At 68.2% G+C, this 15,570-nt stretch carries 15 protein-coding genes; 4 read left to right on the top strand and 11 right to left on the bottom strand.

The genetic code is table 11. The annotated features are described in order from the left end of the window. Positions 1 to 75: 75 nt before the first annotated feature. Together HWW87_RS28585 and HWW87_RS28580 are read right to left on the bottom strand one after the other, a co-directional pair. The gene (locus tag HWW87_RS28585) at positions 76 to 1,038 is read right to left on the bottom strand and encodes a zinc-binding alcohol dehydrogenase family protein (RefSeq protein WP_175823111.1); all 963 of its coding nucleotides are present in this window, start codon (positions 1,036 to 1,038) and stop codon (positions 76 to 78) included. A 31-nt stretch (positions 1,039 to 1,069) separates the two neighbouring features. Continuing rightward, a complete protein-coding gene (locus tag HWW87_RS28580) occupies positions 1,070 to 1,321 on the bottom strand; it encodes a hypothetical protein (RefSeq protein WP_034204951.1) in 252 nt (83 codons plus the stop codon). 96 nt (positions 1,322 to 1,417) lie between these two features. Between HWW87_RS28580 and HWW87_RS28575 the strand changes: the two genes are divergently transcribed. Next, positions 1,418 to 2,209, top strand: a complete 792-nt coding sequence (locus tag HWW87_RS28575; protein ID WP_175823110.1) for a helix-turn-helix transcriptional regulator — start codon at positions 1,418 to 1,420, stop codon at positions 2,207 to 2,209. Between the two features lie 86 nt (positions 2,210 to 2,295). On the opposite strand, the gene hpaI is transcribed toward HWW87_RS28575, so the two are convergent. The 7 genes from hpaI to HWW87_RS28540 all read right to left on the bottom strand — a co-directional run bounded on the left by hpaI (position 2,296) and on the right by HWW87_RS28540 (position 8,332). After that, entirely contained in the window at positions 2,296 to 3,102 is an 807-nt protein-coding gene (gene hpaI, locus HWW87_RS28570) for a 4-hydroxy-2-oxoheptanedioate aldolase (RefSeq protein ID WP_175823109.1), read from the bottom strand. A 12-nt stretch (positions 3,103 to 3,114) separates the two neighbouring features. Continuing rightward, positions 3,115 to 3,918 carry a 2-oxo-hept-4-ene-1,7-dioate hydratase gene (gene hpaH, locus HWW87_RS28565; protein WP_174428989.1) on the bottom strand — a complete coding sequence of 268 codons (804 nt, stop codon included), beginning with the start codon at positions 3,916 to 3,918 and terminating at the stop codon, positions 3,115 to 3,117. A gap of 20 nt (positions 3,919 to 3,938) precedes the next feature. Continuing rightward, positions 3,939 to 4,331 carry a 5-carboxymethyl-2-hydroxymuconate Delta-isomerase gene (locus HWW87_RS28560; protein WP_175823108.1) on the bottom strand — a complete coding sequence of 131 codons (393 nt, stop codon included), beginning with the start codon at positions 4,329 to 4,331 and terminating at the stop codon, positions 3,939 to 3,941. Positions 4,332 to 4,375: 44 nt separating this feature from the next. Further along, positions 4,376 to 5,224, bottom strand: a complete 849-nt coding sequence (hpaD, locus tag HWW87_RS28555) for a 3,4-dihydroxyphenylacetate 2,3-dioxygenase (RefSeq protein ID WP_175823107.1) — start codon at positions 5,222 to 5,224, stop codon at positions 4,376 to 4,378. Between the two features lie 164 nt (positions 5,225 to 5,388). Beyond that, the gene (hpaE, locus tag HWW87_RS28550) at positions 5,389 to 6,852 is read right to left on the bottom strand and encodes a 5-carboxymethyl-2-hydroxymuconate semialdehyde dehydrogenase (protein ID WP_175823106.1); all 1,464 of its coding nucleotides are present in this window, start codon (positions 6,850 to 6,852) and stop codon (positions 5,389 to 5,391) included. A gap of 26 nt (positions 6,853 to 6,878) precedes the next feature. Further along, positions 6,879 to 7,643 carry a fumarylacetoacetate hydrolase family protein gene (locus HWW87_RS28545; protein ID WP_175823105.1) on the bottom strand — a complete coding sequence of 255 codons (765 nt, stop codon included), beginning with the start codon at positions 7,641 to 7,643 and terminating at the stop codon, positions 6,879 to 6,881. Then, positions 7,640 to 8,332, bottom strand: coding sequence for a fumarylacetoacetate hydrolase family protein (locus HWW87_RS28540; RefSeq protein WP_175823104.1), 693 nt, complete (start codon positions 8,330 to 8,332; stop codon positions 7,640 to 7,642). Before HWW87_RS28540 ends, HWW87_RS28545 begins: the two co-directional genes overlap by 4 nt. Positions 8,333 to 8,484: 152 nt before the next feature. Here HWW87_RS28540 and hpaR point away from each other — a divergent pair, with 152 nt between their 5' ends. After that, positions 8,485 to 8,925 (top strand): homoprotocatechuate degradation operon regulator HpaR, encoded by a 441-nt coding sequence (hpaR, locus tag HWW87_RS28535; RefSeq protein WP_006490704.1) that lies wholly within the window; start codon positions 8,485 to 8,487, stop codon positions 8,923 to 8,925. Between the two features lie 55 nt (positions 8,926 to 8,980). On the opposite strand, the gene HWW87_RS28530 is transcribed toward hpaR, so the two are convergent. Continuing rightward, positions 8,981 to 10,192 carry an SDR family oxidoreductase gene (locus tag HWW87_RS28530; protein ID WP_175823103.1) on the bottom strand — a complete coding sequence of 404 codons (1,212 nt, stop codon included), beginning with the start codon at positions 10,190 to 10,192 and terminating at the stop codon, positions 8,981 to 8,983. Positions 10,193 to 10,837: 645 nt separating this feature from the next. Between HWW87_RS28530 and HWW87_RS28525 the strand changes: the two genes are divergently transcribed. Together HWW87_RS28525 and HWW87_RS28520 are read left to right on the top strand one after the other, a co-directional pair. Further along, entirely contained in the window at positions 10,838 to 11,185 is a 348-nt protein-coding gene (locus tag HWW87_RS28525) for a DUF3564 family protein (RefSeq protein WP_175823102.1), read from the top strand. Between the two features lie 414 nt (positions 11,186 to 11,599). After that, positions 11,600 to 13,495 (top strand): penicillin-binding protein 2, encoded by a 1,896-nt coding sequence (locus HWW87_RS28520; protein ID WP_175823101.1) that lies wholly within the window; start codon positions 11,600 to 11,602, stop codon positions 13,493 to 13,495. Positions 13,496 to 13,764: 269 nt separating this feature from the next. Here HWW87_RS28520 and HWW87_RS28515 read toward each other — a convergent pair whose 3' ends face one another. Beyond that, on the bottom strand, positions 13,765 to 15,480 hold the full coding sequence (locus tag HWW87_RS28515; RefSeq protein ID WP_175823100.1) for a cation:proton antiporter: 1,716 nt from the start codon (positions 15,478 to 15,480) through the stop codon (positions 13,765 to 13,767). Positions 15,481 to 15,570 lie beyond the last annotated feature (90 nt).

Genomic DNA, 15,570 nt, shown 5'->3' with positions numbered 1-15,570 from the left:
ACGGCAAACGACCGACCGCCGCTGCGCTACTCGCTCCTCACACCGCATCCGGTTCGCCGCGTGGCGATGCCCCGTTCAGTCAGCACGCATCGTGAACACCGGACGCACGAGGCTGCTCGTATCGCCCCAGTGCTCACCGACGTCCGACAGCGGCACCGTGCGCGTGTCGATCGTGAGGCCCGCCGGCCCGGCCGCTTCGAATACGCCGCGCACCGACGCCAGCAAGCGCGGCAGCGACACGCTGCCCAATCCGCTGCCCATCAGTTCGATCGCGGTCGCCCGCAGCACGGCGCCCGGCAGCAGGACGTCCGCGCCGCCGATCGAGCCGATCTGCACGAAACGCAGCCGCCGGCCGTCGGGTGTCGCCTTCGCGCCGGCAACCAGCAGCGTCTGCGCGCTGGCCCCCCACACATAATCGAGCACGACATCCACGCCCGAGCGGAAATGCGGTTCGAGCGCCCGCGCCAGATGCGCGTCGTCCTGCTGCAGCGACACGACGGCGTCCGCGCCGGCACTCAGCAACGCCTGCAACGCGGCCGCGTTGCGGCCGGTCGCGATCACCTTCGCCGCGCCGAGATGCTTCGCGATCCGCACGGCCAGCCGCCCCGACGTACCCGTTGCGCCGTTGACGAGCACCGTCTCGCCCGCGACGAGCCGCGCGCGTTCGGTCAGCGCCGCCCACGACGACATCCCCGGAATCGCGATCGCCGCGGCCGTGACATCGTCGAGCGCGTCCGGCAGCGGCACGCACTGCGTATCGGGCACGATCGTGCGTTCGGCCATCGCGCCGAACGGCACCGGGGCACCGAAGAAGTAGACGCGCCGACCGTCGTCGAGACGCCCCACGCCGTCGACACCGACGACGAACGGATAGCGTCGGTCCGACGAGTAATGCGTGCCGGCCGCGCGCCCCTGCGCGAGGCGGCTCAGCGCGGACGCCGTCACGTCGATCAGGCGGTGGCCCGGCATCACGTGCGGCGCGTCGAATTCCATATGAACCGGACGCTCGCCGGCGCCCGTCACGACTGCTGCTTTCATGGTGGTTCCTTCAATCCTGGAAGGTTGGTCTTTACCGGGCATCGAGCCACGCGCGCAGTGCGGGATCGCGTACTTCCAGCACGTCGAACAGGCCGAGCGCACGCAGTGCAGGCAACGCATCGATCGCATCGGCCTCCGCGCGCGCCCTCTCCGCCGGCGCGGCGTTCGGATCGGTCAACACACGTGCATTGACCAGAAACGCGCCAACGGTCCCCTTGCGAATCGTCGTTCCGCCGGCATCGACCCGGTCGGCATGGTCGGGAAGCATCTGTTCGGCTCGCATCGTGTCTTACTCCGGTTGTCATCGATGGAACGCAGTGTAGGCGTGCGAAGCCGGCCGATCTCCGGTATAACGGCCATTCGATACCGATATCCGGCCATGTCCGATCCGCTCCTGCCCGCCCGCTTCGTCACGTCCGACGACGGCCCGTTCGTGGTCGCCGCCGTCCTGTCGCAACGCGACCCGCGCATCACCGCGCCGCATTCGCATGCGCGCGGCCAGCTCGTCGGCGCGCTGAGCGGGCTCGTGACGATCGGCCTCGACGACCAGGAGTGGGTCGTGCCCGCGATCCATGCGATCTGGATTCCGCCGCATTGCCGGCATTCGCTGCGCTCGTTCGGGCCGATTGCCGGCTGGTCGGCGTTCGTCGCCGAAGCCCGTTGCGCGGCGCTGCCGGCGACGCCGCGCGCGATCCGCACGACGCCGCTGCTCCGCGAAGCCGTGCAGCGCGCGGCAAGCTGGGGCGATGCCGAGCTGGATGCCGCGCAGACGCGGATCGCCGACGTGATCCTCGATGAAATCGCGGCGTCGGAAGCCGAGGCGCTGGGGCTGGTCCGGCCGCGGGACCCGCGGCTCGTGAAGATCACCGATGCGCTGGCCGCGGATCTCGCGAACGACCGGCGGCTGGAGGAATGGGCCGACTGGGCCGGCATCGGCGCACGGACGATGAGCCGCCGCTTCGTCGCCGAGACGGGGCTGACGTTCGCGCAGTGGCGTCAGCAGGCCCGGCTGCTGCGGGCGCTGGAGCGCATTGCCGACGGCGTGCCGGTGACGACGATCGCGCTCGATCTCGGGTACGACAACGTGAGCGCGTTCATCGACATGTTCCGGCGCGCGCTGGGGACGACGCCGGGACGGTATATGGAAGCGGGAAACCAAGCACCGGGATAGGTGCGGCCATGCGCGTGCATGAAGCCGCACGGCGAACGTCGGCGGTCGGCGGTCGGGTCGGCACACGAAAACCGCCCGCCGCTGCGTCAATACGTGCCGTCGCCCTTCTTCGCGGCGTCGCCGCCGTTCCCCTTGAACTGCGCGGCGAGCCGCTCCGCGCTCCGTGCCAGCAGCGTCGTATCGACGCCGACCGCGACGAACAACGCCCCCGCTTCCAGATAGCGCCGCGCGGCCGCTTCATCCGCGCTCAGAATGCCTGGCGCCTTGCCGGCCGCCTTGATCGCGCGGATCGCCCCGTCGATCGCGGCCTGCACGTCCGGGTGCCCGGGATGGCCGAGATGCCCAAGATCGGCCGCGAGATCGGCCGGCCCGATGAATACCCCGTCCACGCCGTCGACCCGCGCGATCGCATCGATCGCGTCGAGCCCCGCGCGCGTCTCGACCTGCACGAGCACGGCCATCTCGTCGTTCGCGCGATGCAGGTACTCGCCGACGCGATTCCACCGCGACGCGCGCGCGAGCGCACTGCCGACGCCGCGAATCCCGTGCGGCGGGTAACGCGTCGCGGCCACCGCCGCACGCGCTTCGTCCGCGCTCTGCACCATCGGCACGAGCAGCGTCTGCGCGCCGAGATCGAGCACCTGCTTGACGATCACCGGATCGTTCCACGGCACGCGCACGACCGGATGCGACGGATACGGCGCGATCGCCTGCAACTGCGCGAGGATCGTCGGCACCGTGTTCGGCGCATGCTCGCCGTCGATCAGCAGCCAGTCGAAACCGGCGCCCGCGACCACTTCGGCGCTGTACGGATTCGCGAGGCCGAGCCACAGGCCGACCTGCGCGTCGCCGCGTGCGAGCGCGGCCTTGAAGACATTCGACGGCATCTGCATCGTTCGCTCACCTCACTCGAAATAGCACTGGATCGTCCCGAGCGGGCCGTAGTCGACGCTGAACGTATCGCCCGAACGCGCCGCGCAGGGCCGCGTAAACGACCCGCCGAGCACGATCTGTCCCGGCTCCAGCGCGACGTCGAAGCGCGCCAGCCGATTGGCGAGCCACGCGACGCCGTTCGCCGGATGGTTCAGCACGCCGGCCGCGACGCCGGTTTCCTCGACCACGCCGTTGCGCGACATGATCGCCGCGACCCAGCGCAAATCGACGTCCTGCGGGCGCACCGGCCGGCCGCCGATCACGACGCCCGCGTTCGCCGCGTTGTCGGCGATCGTGTCGAACACCTTGCGCGGCCGCTTCGTATCGGGGTCGATCGACTGGCTGCGCGCGTCGATGATCTCGAGCGCCGGCACGACGTAATCGACCGCGTCGTACACGTCGAAGATCGTGCAGTTCGGGCCGGTGAGCCGCTTGCCGAGCACGAACGCGAGCTCGACCTCGACGCGCGGCACGATGAAGCGGCCGGTCGGGATCGTGCCGCCGTCTTCGAAGAACATGTCGTCGAGCAGCGCGCCGTAGTCGGGCTCGTCGATCTGCGACGTGTTCTGCATCGCCTTCGACGTGAGGCCGATCTTGTGTCCCTTCAGCGTGCGGCCTTCCGCGAGCTTGAGGGTCACCCACGCGCGCTGGATCGCATACGCGTCGTCGATCGTGATGTCGGGATGGTCGAGCGAGATCTGGCGGATCTGCGTGCGCGCGCGCTCGGCGTCGTGCAGACGGTGCGCGAGCTGGTCGATGATGGCGGGTTCGAGCATGGTCGGATCGGGAATGGAGTTCAGCCGGCCCGCTTGTAGCGGGCGTGAATGTTGTTGTGCTTGTACGAGCCGCTTTCGCTGAACTCGGTCAGTTCCATCGACAGCGCGAGGTAGCGTTTCGCGTACAGCTCGGCGAAATGCGCCTTGATCGCGTCGAACAGCGCGTCGCACGCGGCTTTTTTCTGCGCATCGCTGCGCCCCGCGCCGATCTTCAGCGTCACGTGGACGAACGCGTCGTCCTCGGTGCCGTCGGCGACGCAATAGTCGTGCAGCTCGATCGCGCGCGAACGGATGCCGCCGGTCGGGAACACGCCGCCCTGTGCGATCAGCGTCGCGTTGATCGTGCGCAGCAGCGCGGGAATGCGTGCGTCGTCGCGAAGGTTCGCGGTGTATTCGACGACGATGTGTGGCATGGCAAGTCTCCGGTCGGATTCGAAGGCGTGGTGGGCAGTACCGCTCAGGGCAACGGGAAGATCGCGTTGATCTGCCCGGTGCCCGAGCTCGCGAAATAGTCGGTGACGATCTCGACGGGCTGGTCGTAGCGATCCCAGCCGAGCAGCCCGAGCAGCATCGCCGTGTCGTGCATGCCGCCTTCGCCGTGGCAATGCACGTTGTACTCGGGCAGCATCGCGCAGAAGGTCTTGAAATCGCCCTGCTTCCACAGTTCGACCACGCGCAGGTCGACCTGCCGGAAGAATTCGCGGCTGATCTGGTGGATCGATTCCTCGGGGCTGCCGTTGTCGTTGAAGCGGTGCGACAGCGAGCCGCTCGCGAGGAACGCGACGTTCGAATCGCTCTTTTCGATCGCCTCGAGCAGCGCCTCGCCGAAGCGCCGGCTCTCGTCGAGCTGATGCCACATGCACCAGCCGGCGATCGACACGACCTTGAAGTGCTGGTCGCCGTTCATGTAGCGCATCGGCACGAGCGTGCCGTATTCGAGCTCGAGGCTGTCGATCTCGTGCGCACGCGTCGCGACGCCGCGCTCGGTGGCCGTTTCCGCGATCAGCCGGCCGAGCGCCGGGTTGCCCGGATACGCGTACTGCATGTCGCGGATGAAATGCGGCAGCTCGTTGCTCGTATAGGTGCCGGCGAACCGCGCATTGCAGTTCACGTGATAGCCCGCGTTGACGAGCCAGTGCACGTCCGACACGACGATCGTGTCGACGCCGAGCGCGCGGCAGCGTTCGCCGATCAGCTGGTGGCCGCGGATCGCCGCTTCGCGGCAGCCGTGATGCTTGCCGGGTATTTCCGACAGGTACATCGACGGCACGTGCGTGATCTTCGCGGCGAGGGACAGTTTGCCCATCGTTAAGTCTCCCTGTCGGCCGGAGTTAGCGCTTTAGCGGTTACTCCGGTCCCATGCTTCGCGGTCGGCCGGAGTTAGCGCTTTAGCGCTTACTCCGGCCCCATGCTTGGCCGGCGTGCCGGCCAAGGAATCGTTCGTTCTTGCGGCGACACGACCCGCGCCCGTCACACACCCCAGCGCGGAACGTGATGCGAACCCATCGAGATGCACACGTTCTTGATCTCCGCGAACACCTCGAAACTGTACTCGCCACCCTCGCGCCCGGTACCCGATTCCTTCACGCCGCCGAACGGCTGGCGCAGGTCGCGCACGTTCTGGCTGTTCACGAACACCATCCCGGCCTCGATGCCGCGCGCGAGCCGATGCACCTTGCCGACGTCCTGCGTCCAGAGGTACGACGCGAGGCCGTACGCCGTGTCGTTCGCGAGCCGCAGCCCTTCGTCTTCGTCGTCGAACGGGATGATGCACGCCACCGGCCCGAAGATCTCTTCCTGCGCGATGCGCATCCGGTTGTCGACGTCGGCGAACACGGTCGGCCGCACGAAGTTGCCGTTGCGCAGATGGTCGGGCAAGCCTGCCGGCTTGTCCGCGCCGCCCGCGACCACGCGCGCGCCTTCCTGCTCGCCGATGCGGATATAGCCCGTCACCTTCTCCCAGTGCTGGCGCGTGATCATCGCGCCGAGATTCGTGCCCGGATCGGCCGGATCGCCGACCACCAGGTTGTTCGCGCGGCGCGCGAATTCCTGCACGAAGCGGTCGTAGATCGTGCGCTGCACGAAGATCCGCGAGCCCGCGGTGCAGCGTTCGCCGTTGATCGAGAAGATCGTGAACAACGACGCGTCGAGCGCGCGGTCGAAATCGGCGTCGTCGAAGATCAGCACCGGCGACTTGCCGCCGAGCTCCATCGAATACTTCTTGAGGCCCGCGCGCTCCATGATCCGCTTGCCGGTGACCGTGCCGCCGGTAAACGACACCGCGCGCACGTCCGGATGCCGCACGAGCGCGTCGCCGGCCGTCGCACCGTAACCCTGCACGACGTTCAGCACGCCCGGCGGGATGCCGGCTTCGAGCGCGAGCCGGCCGAGCTGGTCGGCCGTCAGCGGCGACAGCTCCGACATCTTCAGCACGGCCGTGTTGCCGAGCGCGAGGCACGGCGCCGTCTTCCACGTGGCCGTCATGAACGGCACGTTCCACGGCGATACCAGCGCGCACACGCCGACCGGCTGGTACAGCGTGTAGTTCAGCATCTGATCGTCGACCGGATAGGTGCGACCGTTCATCTGCACGCACACTTCCGCGAAGAAGTTGAAGTTCTCGGATGCGCGCGGAATCAGCTGCTTGCTCGTCTGTGCGATCGGCAGGCCGGTATCCTGCGTCTCCAGCGCCGCGAGCATCGGCACGTTCTTCTCGATCAGCTCGCCGAGCTTGCGCATCAGCTTCGCGCGCTCCTTCGCCGGCGTGTTCGCCCATTTCGGGAACGCTTCCTTCGCCGCGCGCACGGCCGCGTCGACCTCGGCCTCGCCGCCCGACGCGACGTCGGTGATGACTTCCCCCGTCGCCGGGTTCTGCGTCGTGAAGGTGTCGCGGCTCTCCACTTCGCGGCCGTCGATCCAGTGCTTGATGGTCATGTGTTCTCCTTCCTCGGGCGACGGCCTCAGCCGGCGCGATAGTAGTCTGCTTCGCCGACGATCGTGTTCACGAGCCGGCCGATCCCTTCGATTTCGGTCACGACCTCGTCGCCCGGCTGCGTGTCCGCCAGCCCCTCGGGCGTGCCGGTCAGGATCAGGTCGCCCGGCGAGAGCGTCATGAAGCTGCTGATGTGCTCGATCAGCGCGGGCACGTCGAAAACCATGTCGCGCGTGCTGCCGCGCTGCGTCTCCCGGCCGTTCACCGTCGTGCGCAGCGTCAGGTCGCCCGCGTCGCCGATCTCGTCGCGGCTGACGAACCACGGCCCGAGCGGCGTGCAGGTGTCGCGGTTCTTCACGCGCAGGTTCGGGCGGTAGTAGTTCTCGAGATAGTCGCGGATCGCGTAGTCGTTCGCGACCGTATAGCCGGCCACGTAGTCGATCGCCTGCGCGCGGCTCACGCGGCGCGCGGGCCGGCCGATCACGACGGCCAGCTCGCACTCGTAGTGCATGTGCGTGGCGTCCGCCGGGCGCACCGTGTGCGACCGGTGGCCGACGAACGTGTTCGGCCCCTTCAGGAAAATCAGCGGCTCGCTCGGCGCGTTGAACGCGAGTTCCTTCGCATGGTCGGCGTAGTTCAGGCCGAGCGCGAACGTCGTGCGCGGCGCGACGGGCGGCAGCCACGCCACCGCGTCCTCGGCCACCACGCGCCCCGTATCGAGGCGGATCACGCCGTCGCCGGCCGGTTCGGCCGCATGCAGTGCACCGTTGTAGATCACGCGCGCCGTCTTCATCGTGCCTCCTCTGCCATCAGCGTATGCCGCAACGTGCCGATACCGGCCGCGGCGATCTCGATCGTGCTGCCTGCGCGGGCCCGCGGTGCGCCGCCCGCGACGCCGAGCAGCAGCACATCGCCCGCGTCGAACGACATGAAGGCCGTCACGTCGGCGATCAGCTCGCGCACCGGGCGAATCAGCGTCGCGGTCGATGCGGACGCGGCCACCTCGCCGTCGATCCGCACCGTCAGGCCAATCGCGTCGGCATCGGCGAGCGCGGCGGCCGGCACGATCGCCGGGCCGAGCGGGCAGAAGCCGTCACGGCACTTGAAGCGCACGGCCGGACGGTAGTAATCGGGATGCGGCACCGACACGTCGCTCGCGAGCGTGAAGCCGTGCACGTAGTCGAGCGCCTGCGCGGCCGTCACGCGCGTCGCGCGCCGGGCGAACACGACGGCCACCGACGCGCCGATCTCCAGCGCGTCGACGCCGGCCGGCACGACAACGGCGGCACCGTCGGCCGCATGCGTGTTGGCGGATTTGATGTACAGGATCGGCGCCTGCGGCGGGCGGCCGTAAGGCGGTGCGTTCACGGCATCGCCGAGCGCGGCGAGCGCCGCGCGCTCGTTGAGCAGCGCGCCGTAGACGGTACCGATGGCCACCGGCAACGGCGGCGCCGCGGCGGCGGTCGTGCAAGACAGCTCCATGCGTCATTCCCCTGCCGCGCGTCGCGGCGCATCGTCAATACTTAACATCTTAAGTAAACAATCGGGCGCTGGCAACCTCGATTACCCTGATACGCGAAATTCATCAGCTTCGGCTGTTAAGATTGATGCGTCCCCGTCCTCTGCCCACCCCGATGAACCGTACGCTCGACCATCGCAATCTGGCCATGCTGCTGCTCGAGGCCCGCGAAACGCTGATGGGCCTGTTTCGCCCCATTCTCAAGGAATTCTCGCTGACCGAACAGCAATGGCGGATCATCCGCGTGCTCGACGGCGAACCGGCGCAGGCACTCGAAGCCGGGCAGATCGCGAAACGCTGCTGCATCCTGAGCCCGAGCCTGACCGGCGTGCTGGAGCGGATGGAGCGCGACGGCCTGATCACGCGCACGCGCGCGCAGGAGGATCAGCGCCGGCTGCTGGTCAGCCTGACGCCGCAAAGCAGGAAACTGGTGACGGAAATCGGTCCGCGCATCGACGAGCAATATCGTCAGCTCGAATCGCGATTCGGCCAGGACGGCCTCGAGGACATCTACCGCGCGCTCGACCGGCTCATCGAGCTCGGCAGCCACGCGTAAAGACGGCGCCCGCACCCGCCACGCGCGTGAACGGGCGCCGGTGCGATGTGGACGGTCAGTGGATCGCGCCTCGCATCAGCTCGGTCACGGCCACGCCGCGCGACGTGCGCATGCACTCCTCGACGTAATCGATGAACGGCAACGGCTCGAAATCGATTTCGTCGCGCACGCGGCGATTGTCGAACACGCGATCGACCGTCGCGAATTCCCCGCAGCGCTGCAACGCCCGGCCGATCACGCGCTCGAGTGCCGGATCGGGGCGCCCGAGCACGTCGCGCACGACGAGCGGCAGTTCGGCCGGCGCGCATGCCGCGTAGCGCGGCGCCCCGGTCATCCCCGCCGCCTCGTCCATCGCGCGCACGATCTGCGCGACCTGCGGCGCCTCGTCGCCGGCCGACACGTGATAGACGTCGTGCGCGAGCGTCGGCTTGACGGCCAGCAGCATCGTCGCGCGCGCCACGTCGTCCACCGACACGATGTCGATGCGCGTCATCGGCCGCGCGGTGAAGCGGCGTGCCGCATGCGCGAGCCGGAACATCCAGAACGAATTCGGCCCGGGCCGCGTCCCGAGCACCGTGTGGCCGACCACATGCGACGGCCGCACGACGACGAGCGGCAGCCCGAGCGCGCGCAGGCGCTGTTCCGTTTCCGCCTTCGCGTGCAGGTAGTCGGCCGCGAGCACCGCGCCCGGCAGGCCTTCGTCGCCCGGCGCGGCATCGTTCCCCGCGTCGTATGCCGCCGCTTCCTGCACGATCCCGCCACGGCCGGCATGCGCGTAGGCCGTGCCGACGTAGACGAAGCGCTGCAGGCGCGGCGCGCGCGCAAAGCGTTCGGCGAAACGCACCGCATCGGCGATATCGGCCTGCAAGTGCGCGCCGTCGGCTGGCGACGCATGGCCCGCGCAGTGAATCACGTGCGTCGCGCCGGCCAGGCGCGGCGCATCGGCGCCGTGCCATACGTCGCCGAGCGCACCGACGATCACGTTCGCATCGGTCAGGCGCGACGCCCAGTACGGCGCGAGCCCCGCGCGCAGCGCGGCTTCACGCAGCCGGGCGACCGCGTGGCCGCGATCCTGCGCGCGCACGACGCAGACGATGCGTTCGAGCAGCCCGGCATTGACGAGCGCCGTCAGCACAGTACTGCCGATGAAGCCGGTCGCGCCGGTCAGCACCAGCCGTCCGACGTTCGCCGCCGCGACCGGTGCGCTGGCCGGCGACACGAGGCTCGTCCGCCAGTTCAGCGACAACGCGGTTTTCCAGATCAGCACGATAGTCTCCTTCGAAGAGTCGGCCGGGCGGCGCGGTGCCCGCGGTTGCGGGCGGCGCACGGCTCACCGGCCAGGCCGGGGCTGACGCGCGCCCCGGCGGCTCCCGATCGGGCGTGCGGCCTGCGATCGCGTCGATCGCGCTCTGGCACGAGGGGGCGGCAGCCGGCGCGGACGGGCGTCCGCGGCACAGGATCGGGAAGTTCCCAGTGTGGGGCCCGACCGCATGCAAGTCTGTCCCGAAAGTTTCGTGAAAGTGTGCCGATTTGTACGCGATTGTCGGAGTGTGTCGCGCCGGCCGGCGCGTCAAAACGCTGAAAGGTTCGGCCCGGCTGCATTCGACCGGTGCCGAATCACGTCGCCCGCCCCGGTTTCGACGGTAGCCGGCGCGCGACAGATCGACGCGGCCGGCGGCCCTGTCATCCCATCTCTGGATCGCCGCGCGTGTCCCGCATCCACCGCTGTCGCCGGTATCGCCCGCGTGTGCTGACGCCTCGGGAACGACCATGAATCGTCGGACGTCGTTTCATCTGAAACCGAAATGGACCCAATACGATTTATTGCGGATTATCACTTGCGTTTCACACCAGTCTATCTAGACTGTTCAAGTCAAAACGGTCGAATGTTTCTTTTTCAGGAGACGATGCAATGCGCCTCACCATTCGGATTAATGGCAACGAATCGGCAACCCGGCATTCCTTCGCGGTATTGTGGGTCGATACCGACGAGGGACTGTGGTCGCGCGAGGCACATCAGGGCATCGACCTTCCGACCTGGGGCAAGGTCCGCGACGTGGAGGGCGCGATGGCGCTCTGCGCGGCCGACAGCGGCAAAGCCGTCTGTCAGTTGAAGGGGCTGTCGTCCGATGCGACGCGGCGCGAACAGGGCCCCGCCGTGCTCGCCGGCGAGCATCCCGACGGCGCGTGGCGGCTGCAGGCGGTCGATACCTGCACGACCCAGCCGGAATACCGGGAATTTATTTCCGTTGACCGATAGATATTATTGGCGTGAATCGTCTGCGGTTTTCGGGTTTATTCCGGTATCGCTAATATTAATTTCGATATTCAGCATGAATGGCGCCTCGGCTCGAGGCGCTTTTCATTTTCGGGATTAAAGAAATAACCGAGGCACGGGCAATTGATCGCGCGCCGGGACGATCGCGATCGCGCCATGCCGGAAACCGTGTGCCGGATCGGCATGCGATGGATCGTCCGTGTTCATCATCCGCACCCGCCGCGGAATCCTGCGTCGCCCTCCTTTCCTGCCCTTTCTCACCCTTTCCCTGATGGCCTACCATGCGCCTTTTTGCGGGGCCGGAACATACTTTCCCCACACGGTGTTTACTCATTTATTACAATCGCATTATTCAGACTGACCCGCCGCCGTCCGGCGGCCCGACCCGGCCATTGCATGAGCGTGAAAAAGAAGACCCACCCTGCCGATCCGTACGCAGCGGCGACCAAGAATCCGATGCTCGCATCGCGCCTGCCGATGTGGCGCTCGCGGCTGATCGTGGTCGTCGTGTTCCTCGCGTTCGCGGCGCTGATCGCGCGCGCTTTCTGGGTGCAGGTCGCGAACCAGGACTTCTACGTCGGCCAGGGCCAGAAGCGCTATCAGCGCACGATCGAGCTCGACGCGATGCGCGGGCGCATCGTCGACCGCAACGGCGCGATGCTCGCGGTCAGCCTGTCGACCTATGAAATCTGGGCAAACCCGAAACAGGTCGCCGACACCGATTACCCGCAGATCGCGAAGCTGCTCGACTTGCCGCTCGTCGAGGTGAAGCGGCGGCTCGGCAACGACAAGACGTTCGTGCTGCTCAAGCGGCAGGTCGACGCGGACACCGCCAGCCGGCTCGACAAGCTCGCGATCGACGGCATCACGCAGATCGCCGATTCGAAGCGCTTCTACCCGGAAGGCGAATCGGCCGCGCACGTGGTCGGCTTCACGAACGTCGAGGACAGGGGCCAGGAAGGTGTCGAGCTCGCGGCGAATGCGCGCCTGCAGGGCACGTCCGGCCAGCGCGAGGTGATCCGCGACCGGCTCGGCCGCATCGTGTCGGACACGCGCCCGCTCGTCCCCGCGCAGCACGGCGCGACGATCGAGCTGACGATCGACCGCCGCATCCAGCAGCTCGCATTCAGCCAGCTCAAGGCGGCCGTGATCGAGAACAACGCGCTGGCCGGCAGCGTCGTCGTGCTCGACGCGCAGAACGGCGAGATCCTCGCGCTCGCGAACTATCCGACCTTCGACCCGAACGACCGCGCCCGCCTCACCGGCCAGCAATTGCGCAACCGCGCGGTGATCGACACGTTCGAACCGGGCTCGACGATCAAGCCGCTCGTCGTCGCGCTGTCGATCGACGAACGCAAGGTCACGCCGAACACGATCATCAACACGTCGCCGGGCACCTACAAGATCGGCCCGGCGGTGATCCACGACACGTCGAACCACGGGTCGCTGACGGTATCGCAGGCGCTGCAGAAGTCGAGCAACGTCGCGCTCGCGAAACTGGCGCTGAACCTGCCCGCCGAAACGATCTGGAACAAATACCAGGAGTACGGGATCGGCCGCGCGCCGGAACTGACGTTCCCGGGCGTCGCGTCGGGCCGGCTGCGCGGCTACAAGCGCTGGCGGCCGATCGAGCAGGCGACGATGGCGTACGGCTACGGGCTGTCGATGTCGCTGCTGCAGATCGCGCAGACCTATACCGCCTATGCGGGCGACGGCACGCTGCATCCGGTGTCGCTGCTGAAGAACGGCACCGACCAGCAGACGATCGACGCGCACCGCAGCCACCGCGTGACGTCGCCGCAAACGGCCGCCGCGATCCGCTCGATGCTCGAGATGGCGGTGGGCGAAGGCGGCACGGGGCGCCGCGCGCGCGTCGACGGCTACCGGATCGGCGGCAAGACCGGTACCGCGCGCAAGCAGGTCGGCGCGAGCTATGCGAAGGGCAAGTACCGCGCGCTGTTCGCCGGGATGGCGCCGATGAGCGACCCGCGCCTGATCGTCGCGGTGATGATCGACGAGCCGCGCGGCAAGGGCTACTACGGCGGCACGGTGGCCGGCCCGGTGTTCGCGTCGGTCACGAGCGGCTCGCTGCAGTTGCTCGGCGTGCCGCCCGATGCACCGGTCGAACCGGAGAAGAATGCGCCGGCGAAGGCCGCCGCGCCGCAGAAGACGGTCGCGGCGCCGAAAGCGGCGGCGGCAACGACGACCGTCACGCAGAAACCGTCGGCCTCGCTCAGGACGGCCGCGCAATCCGGCACGCCCGCGCCCGCGAAGGTGGCTACCGCAGGCTGACGATGCCGGGTCGATGCCGTATCCGCATCGACCCGCCGCATCCCACTCGCCAGGAACGCACCGCGTTATTTGAGCGTTCCCGCCGCGCCCCCCTACGATTTTTTCGCGCCGCGGGCGGCCTTGCTTGCTCGGCCGACTACAACCACTTGCCGGCAAGCGCGCGACGGCGCAGGAACTGACGCCCGAGACGTTCTACTGATCGGATCGTGAAAAAGCACAGGGCCGGCCGCCGCGCCCATGCCCGGTACGCGGCGCGACGCCCCGCGCCGTCAATGCGCGGCCGCGACCGGCTTCACCATCCGCCCGAGCACGTGCTCGGTCATCCCGCGTGCGAGTTCGGTCTCACCCATGAACACGGTGCCGATGCCCTCGCTCGACAGCAGCGCGGCCTCGTCGCCGCTGTTCGTGCACAGCACGACCTCGAGCGTCGGGTTGAGCGTGCGCGAGATCTCGACGATCTGCCGCACGTCGAACACGTCGGGCAGCGTCACGACCAGCATCCCGGCGCGGGCGATATGCGCCTGCACGAGCACGATCGGCTCGATCGCGTCGCCCGATACGGCCGCGATGCCGTCCGCGCGCAGCTTCTCGACGAGCTCGCGATTCTGCTCGACCACGACATACGCGATCCCGCGCTCGTCCAGCGCATGCGCGATCCGCGTGCCGACCTTGCCGTAGCCGACGATCACGACCTGCCCGGTCAGATGCGTCTGCGGCGTCGACATCGGCAGCGCGGCGAGCGGATCGTCGCGCGCCTCGAGCTTGCGCGCGAACGCCGAATGCTTGCGGATCCATGCGAGCGCCGGATCGATCATCGCGAACAGCAGCGTGTTCATCGCGATCGAGATCAGCGCGACCGCGAGAATCAGGCTCTGCCCCTCGGCCGACAGCAGCCCGAGCGCACGGCCGAGCCCCGCGAGGATGAACGAGAATTCGCCGATCTGCGCGAGGCCGGCGCCGACCGTCAGCGCGGTGTTCAGCGGATAGCGGAACGCGATCACGAGCGCGACGGCCGCGAGCGTCTTGCCGACCAGCACGATGGCCGCGACCTCGATCACGTGCAGCGGCTCGTCGATCAGTACCTTCGGGTCGAACAGCATGCCGACCGAGATGAAGAACAGCACCGAGAACGCGTCGCGCAGCGGCAGCGTCTCGTCGGCCGCGCGCCGGCTGAATTCCGACTCGCGCATCATCATCCCGGCGAAGAACGCGCCGAGCGCGAACGACACGTCGAACAGCTTCGCCGCGCCGAACGCGATGCCGACCGCCGCGGCAATCATGCAAAGCGTGAACAATTCGCGCGAACCGGTGCGCGCGACGAGCCACAGAATGCGCGGAAACACGCGCTTGCCGACCACCAGCATCAGCGCGATGAACGCGGCGACCTTCAGCATCGTGACGCCGAGCGTGCCCCACACGCTGCCGCCGGCCGCATGCACGTCGCCGGGCGGCGTGCCGCCGAGCAGCCCCGCCACCGGCGGCAGCAGCACCAGCACCAGCACCATCACGAGATCCTCGACGACCAGCCAGCCCACCGCGATGCGCCCGTTGACCGTCTCGACGAGCCCGCGCCCCTCGAGCGCGCGCAGCAGCACGACGGTACTCGCGACCGACAGCGCGAGCCCGAACACGAGCGCCGCGCCGAGACTCCAGCCCCACGTGAGCGCGAGCCCGCCGCCGAGCAGCGTCGCGACGGTAATCTGCACGACCGCGCCCGGCAGCGCGATCTTGCGCACGGCGAGGAGATCGCCGAGCGAAAAATGCAGGCCGACGCCGAACATCAGCAGCATCACGCCGACTTCGGCGAGCTGCTGCGCGAGCGACAGGTCGCCGACGAAACCGGGCGTGCCGGGGCCGATCACGATCCCGGCGAGCAGATAGCCGACGAGCGGCGGCATCTTCAGCAGCGACGCGAGGTAACCGAAGATCATCGCGAGACCGAAACCGGCCGCGAGCAACGCAATCAGGCTGACGTCATGAGGCATCCCCCCTCCCAAGCTCTTGTAACTATTTAGTAAGGTTCAAGAGTGGAAGGATACGGGATGAGGCGAAAAAATGGCGCGCCGCCGCGAAAA

Source organism: Burkholderia sp. BCC0419, assembly GCF_902830285.1.
Classification (GTDB): Bacteria; Pseudomonadota; Gammaproteobacteria; order Burkholderiales; family Burkholderiaceae; genus Burkholderia.
Note: the sequence above shows the minus strand (reverse complement) of the source record. Positions and strands in the feature narration are given on the sequence as shown.

Excerpts from the sequence above, each read along its gene's own strand:
- HWW87_RS28540 (WP_175823104.1), bottom strand. The coding sequence starts at position 8,332 with ATGGAGCTGTCTTGCACGACCGCCGCCGCGGCGCCGCCGTTGCCGGTG.
- HWW87_RS28520 (WP_175823101.1), top strand. The coding sequence starts at position 11,600 with ATGAGCGTGAAAAAGAAGACCCACCCTGCCGATCCGTACGCAGCGGCG.
- HWW87_RS28545 (WP_175823105.1), bottom strand. The coding sequence starts at position 7,643 with ATGAAGACGGCGCGCGTGATCTACAACGGTGCACTGCATGCGGCCGAA.
- hpaR (WP_006490704.1), top strand. The coding sequence starts at position 8,485 with ATGAACCGTACGCTCGACCATCGCAATCTGGCCATGCTGCTGCTCGAG.
- HWW87_RS28560 (WP_175823108.1), bottom strand. The coding sequence starts at position 4,331 with ATGCCACACATCGTCGTCGAATACACCGCGAACCTTCGCGACGACGCA.
- HWW87_RS28580 (WP_034204951.1), bottom strand. The coding sequence starts at position 1,321 with ATGCGAGCCGAACAGATGCTTCCCGACCATGCCGACCGGGTCGATGCC.
- HWW87_RS28585 (WP_175823111.1), bottom strand. The coding sequence starts at position 1,038 with ATGAAAGCAGCAGTCGTGACGGGCGCCGGCGAGCGTCCGGTTCATATG.
- HWW87_RS28575 (WP_175823110.1), top strand. The coding sequence starts at position 1,418 with ATGTCCGATCCGCTCCTGCCCGCCCGCTTCGTCACGTCCGACGACGGC.
- hpaI (WP_175823109.1), bottom strand. The coding sequence starts at position 3,102 with ATGCAGATGCCGTCGAATGTCTTCAAGGCCGCGCTCGCACGCGGCGAC.
- hpaE (WP_175823106.1), bottom strand. The coding sequence starts at position 6,852 with ATGACCATCAAGCACTGGATCGACGGCCGCGAAGTGGAGAGCCGCGAC.
- HWW87_RS28515 (WP_175823100.1), bottom strand. The coding sequence starts at position 15,480 with ATGCCTCATGACGTCAGCCTGATTGCGTTGCTCGCGGCCGGTTTCGGT.
- hpaD (WP_175823107.1), bottom strand. The coding sequence starts at position 5,224 with ATGGGCAAACTGTCCCTCGCCGCGAAGATCACGCACGTGCCGTCGATG.
- hpaH (WP_174428989.1), bottom strand. The coding sequence starts at position 3,918 with ATGCTCGAACCCGCCATCATCGACCAGCTCGCGCACCGTCTGCACGAC.
- HWW87_RS28525 (WP_175823102.1), top strand. The coding sequence starts at position 10,838 with ATGCGCCTCACCATTCGGATTAATGGCAACGAATCGGCAACCCGGCAT.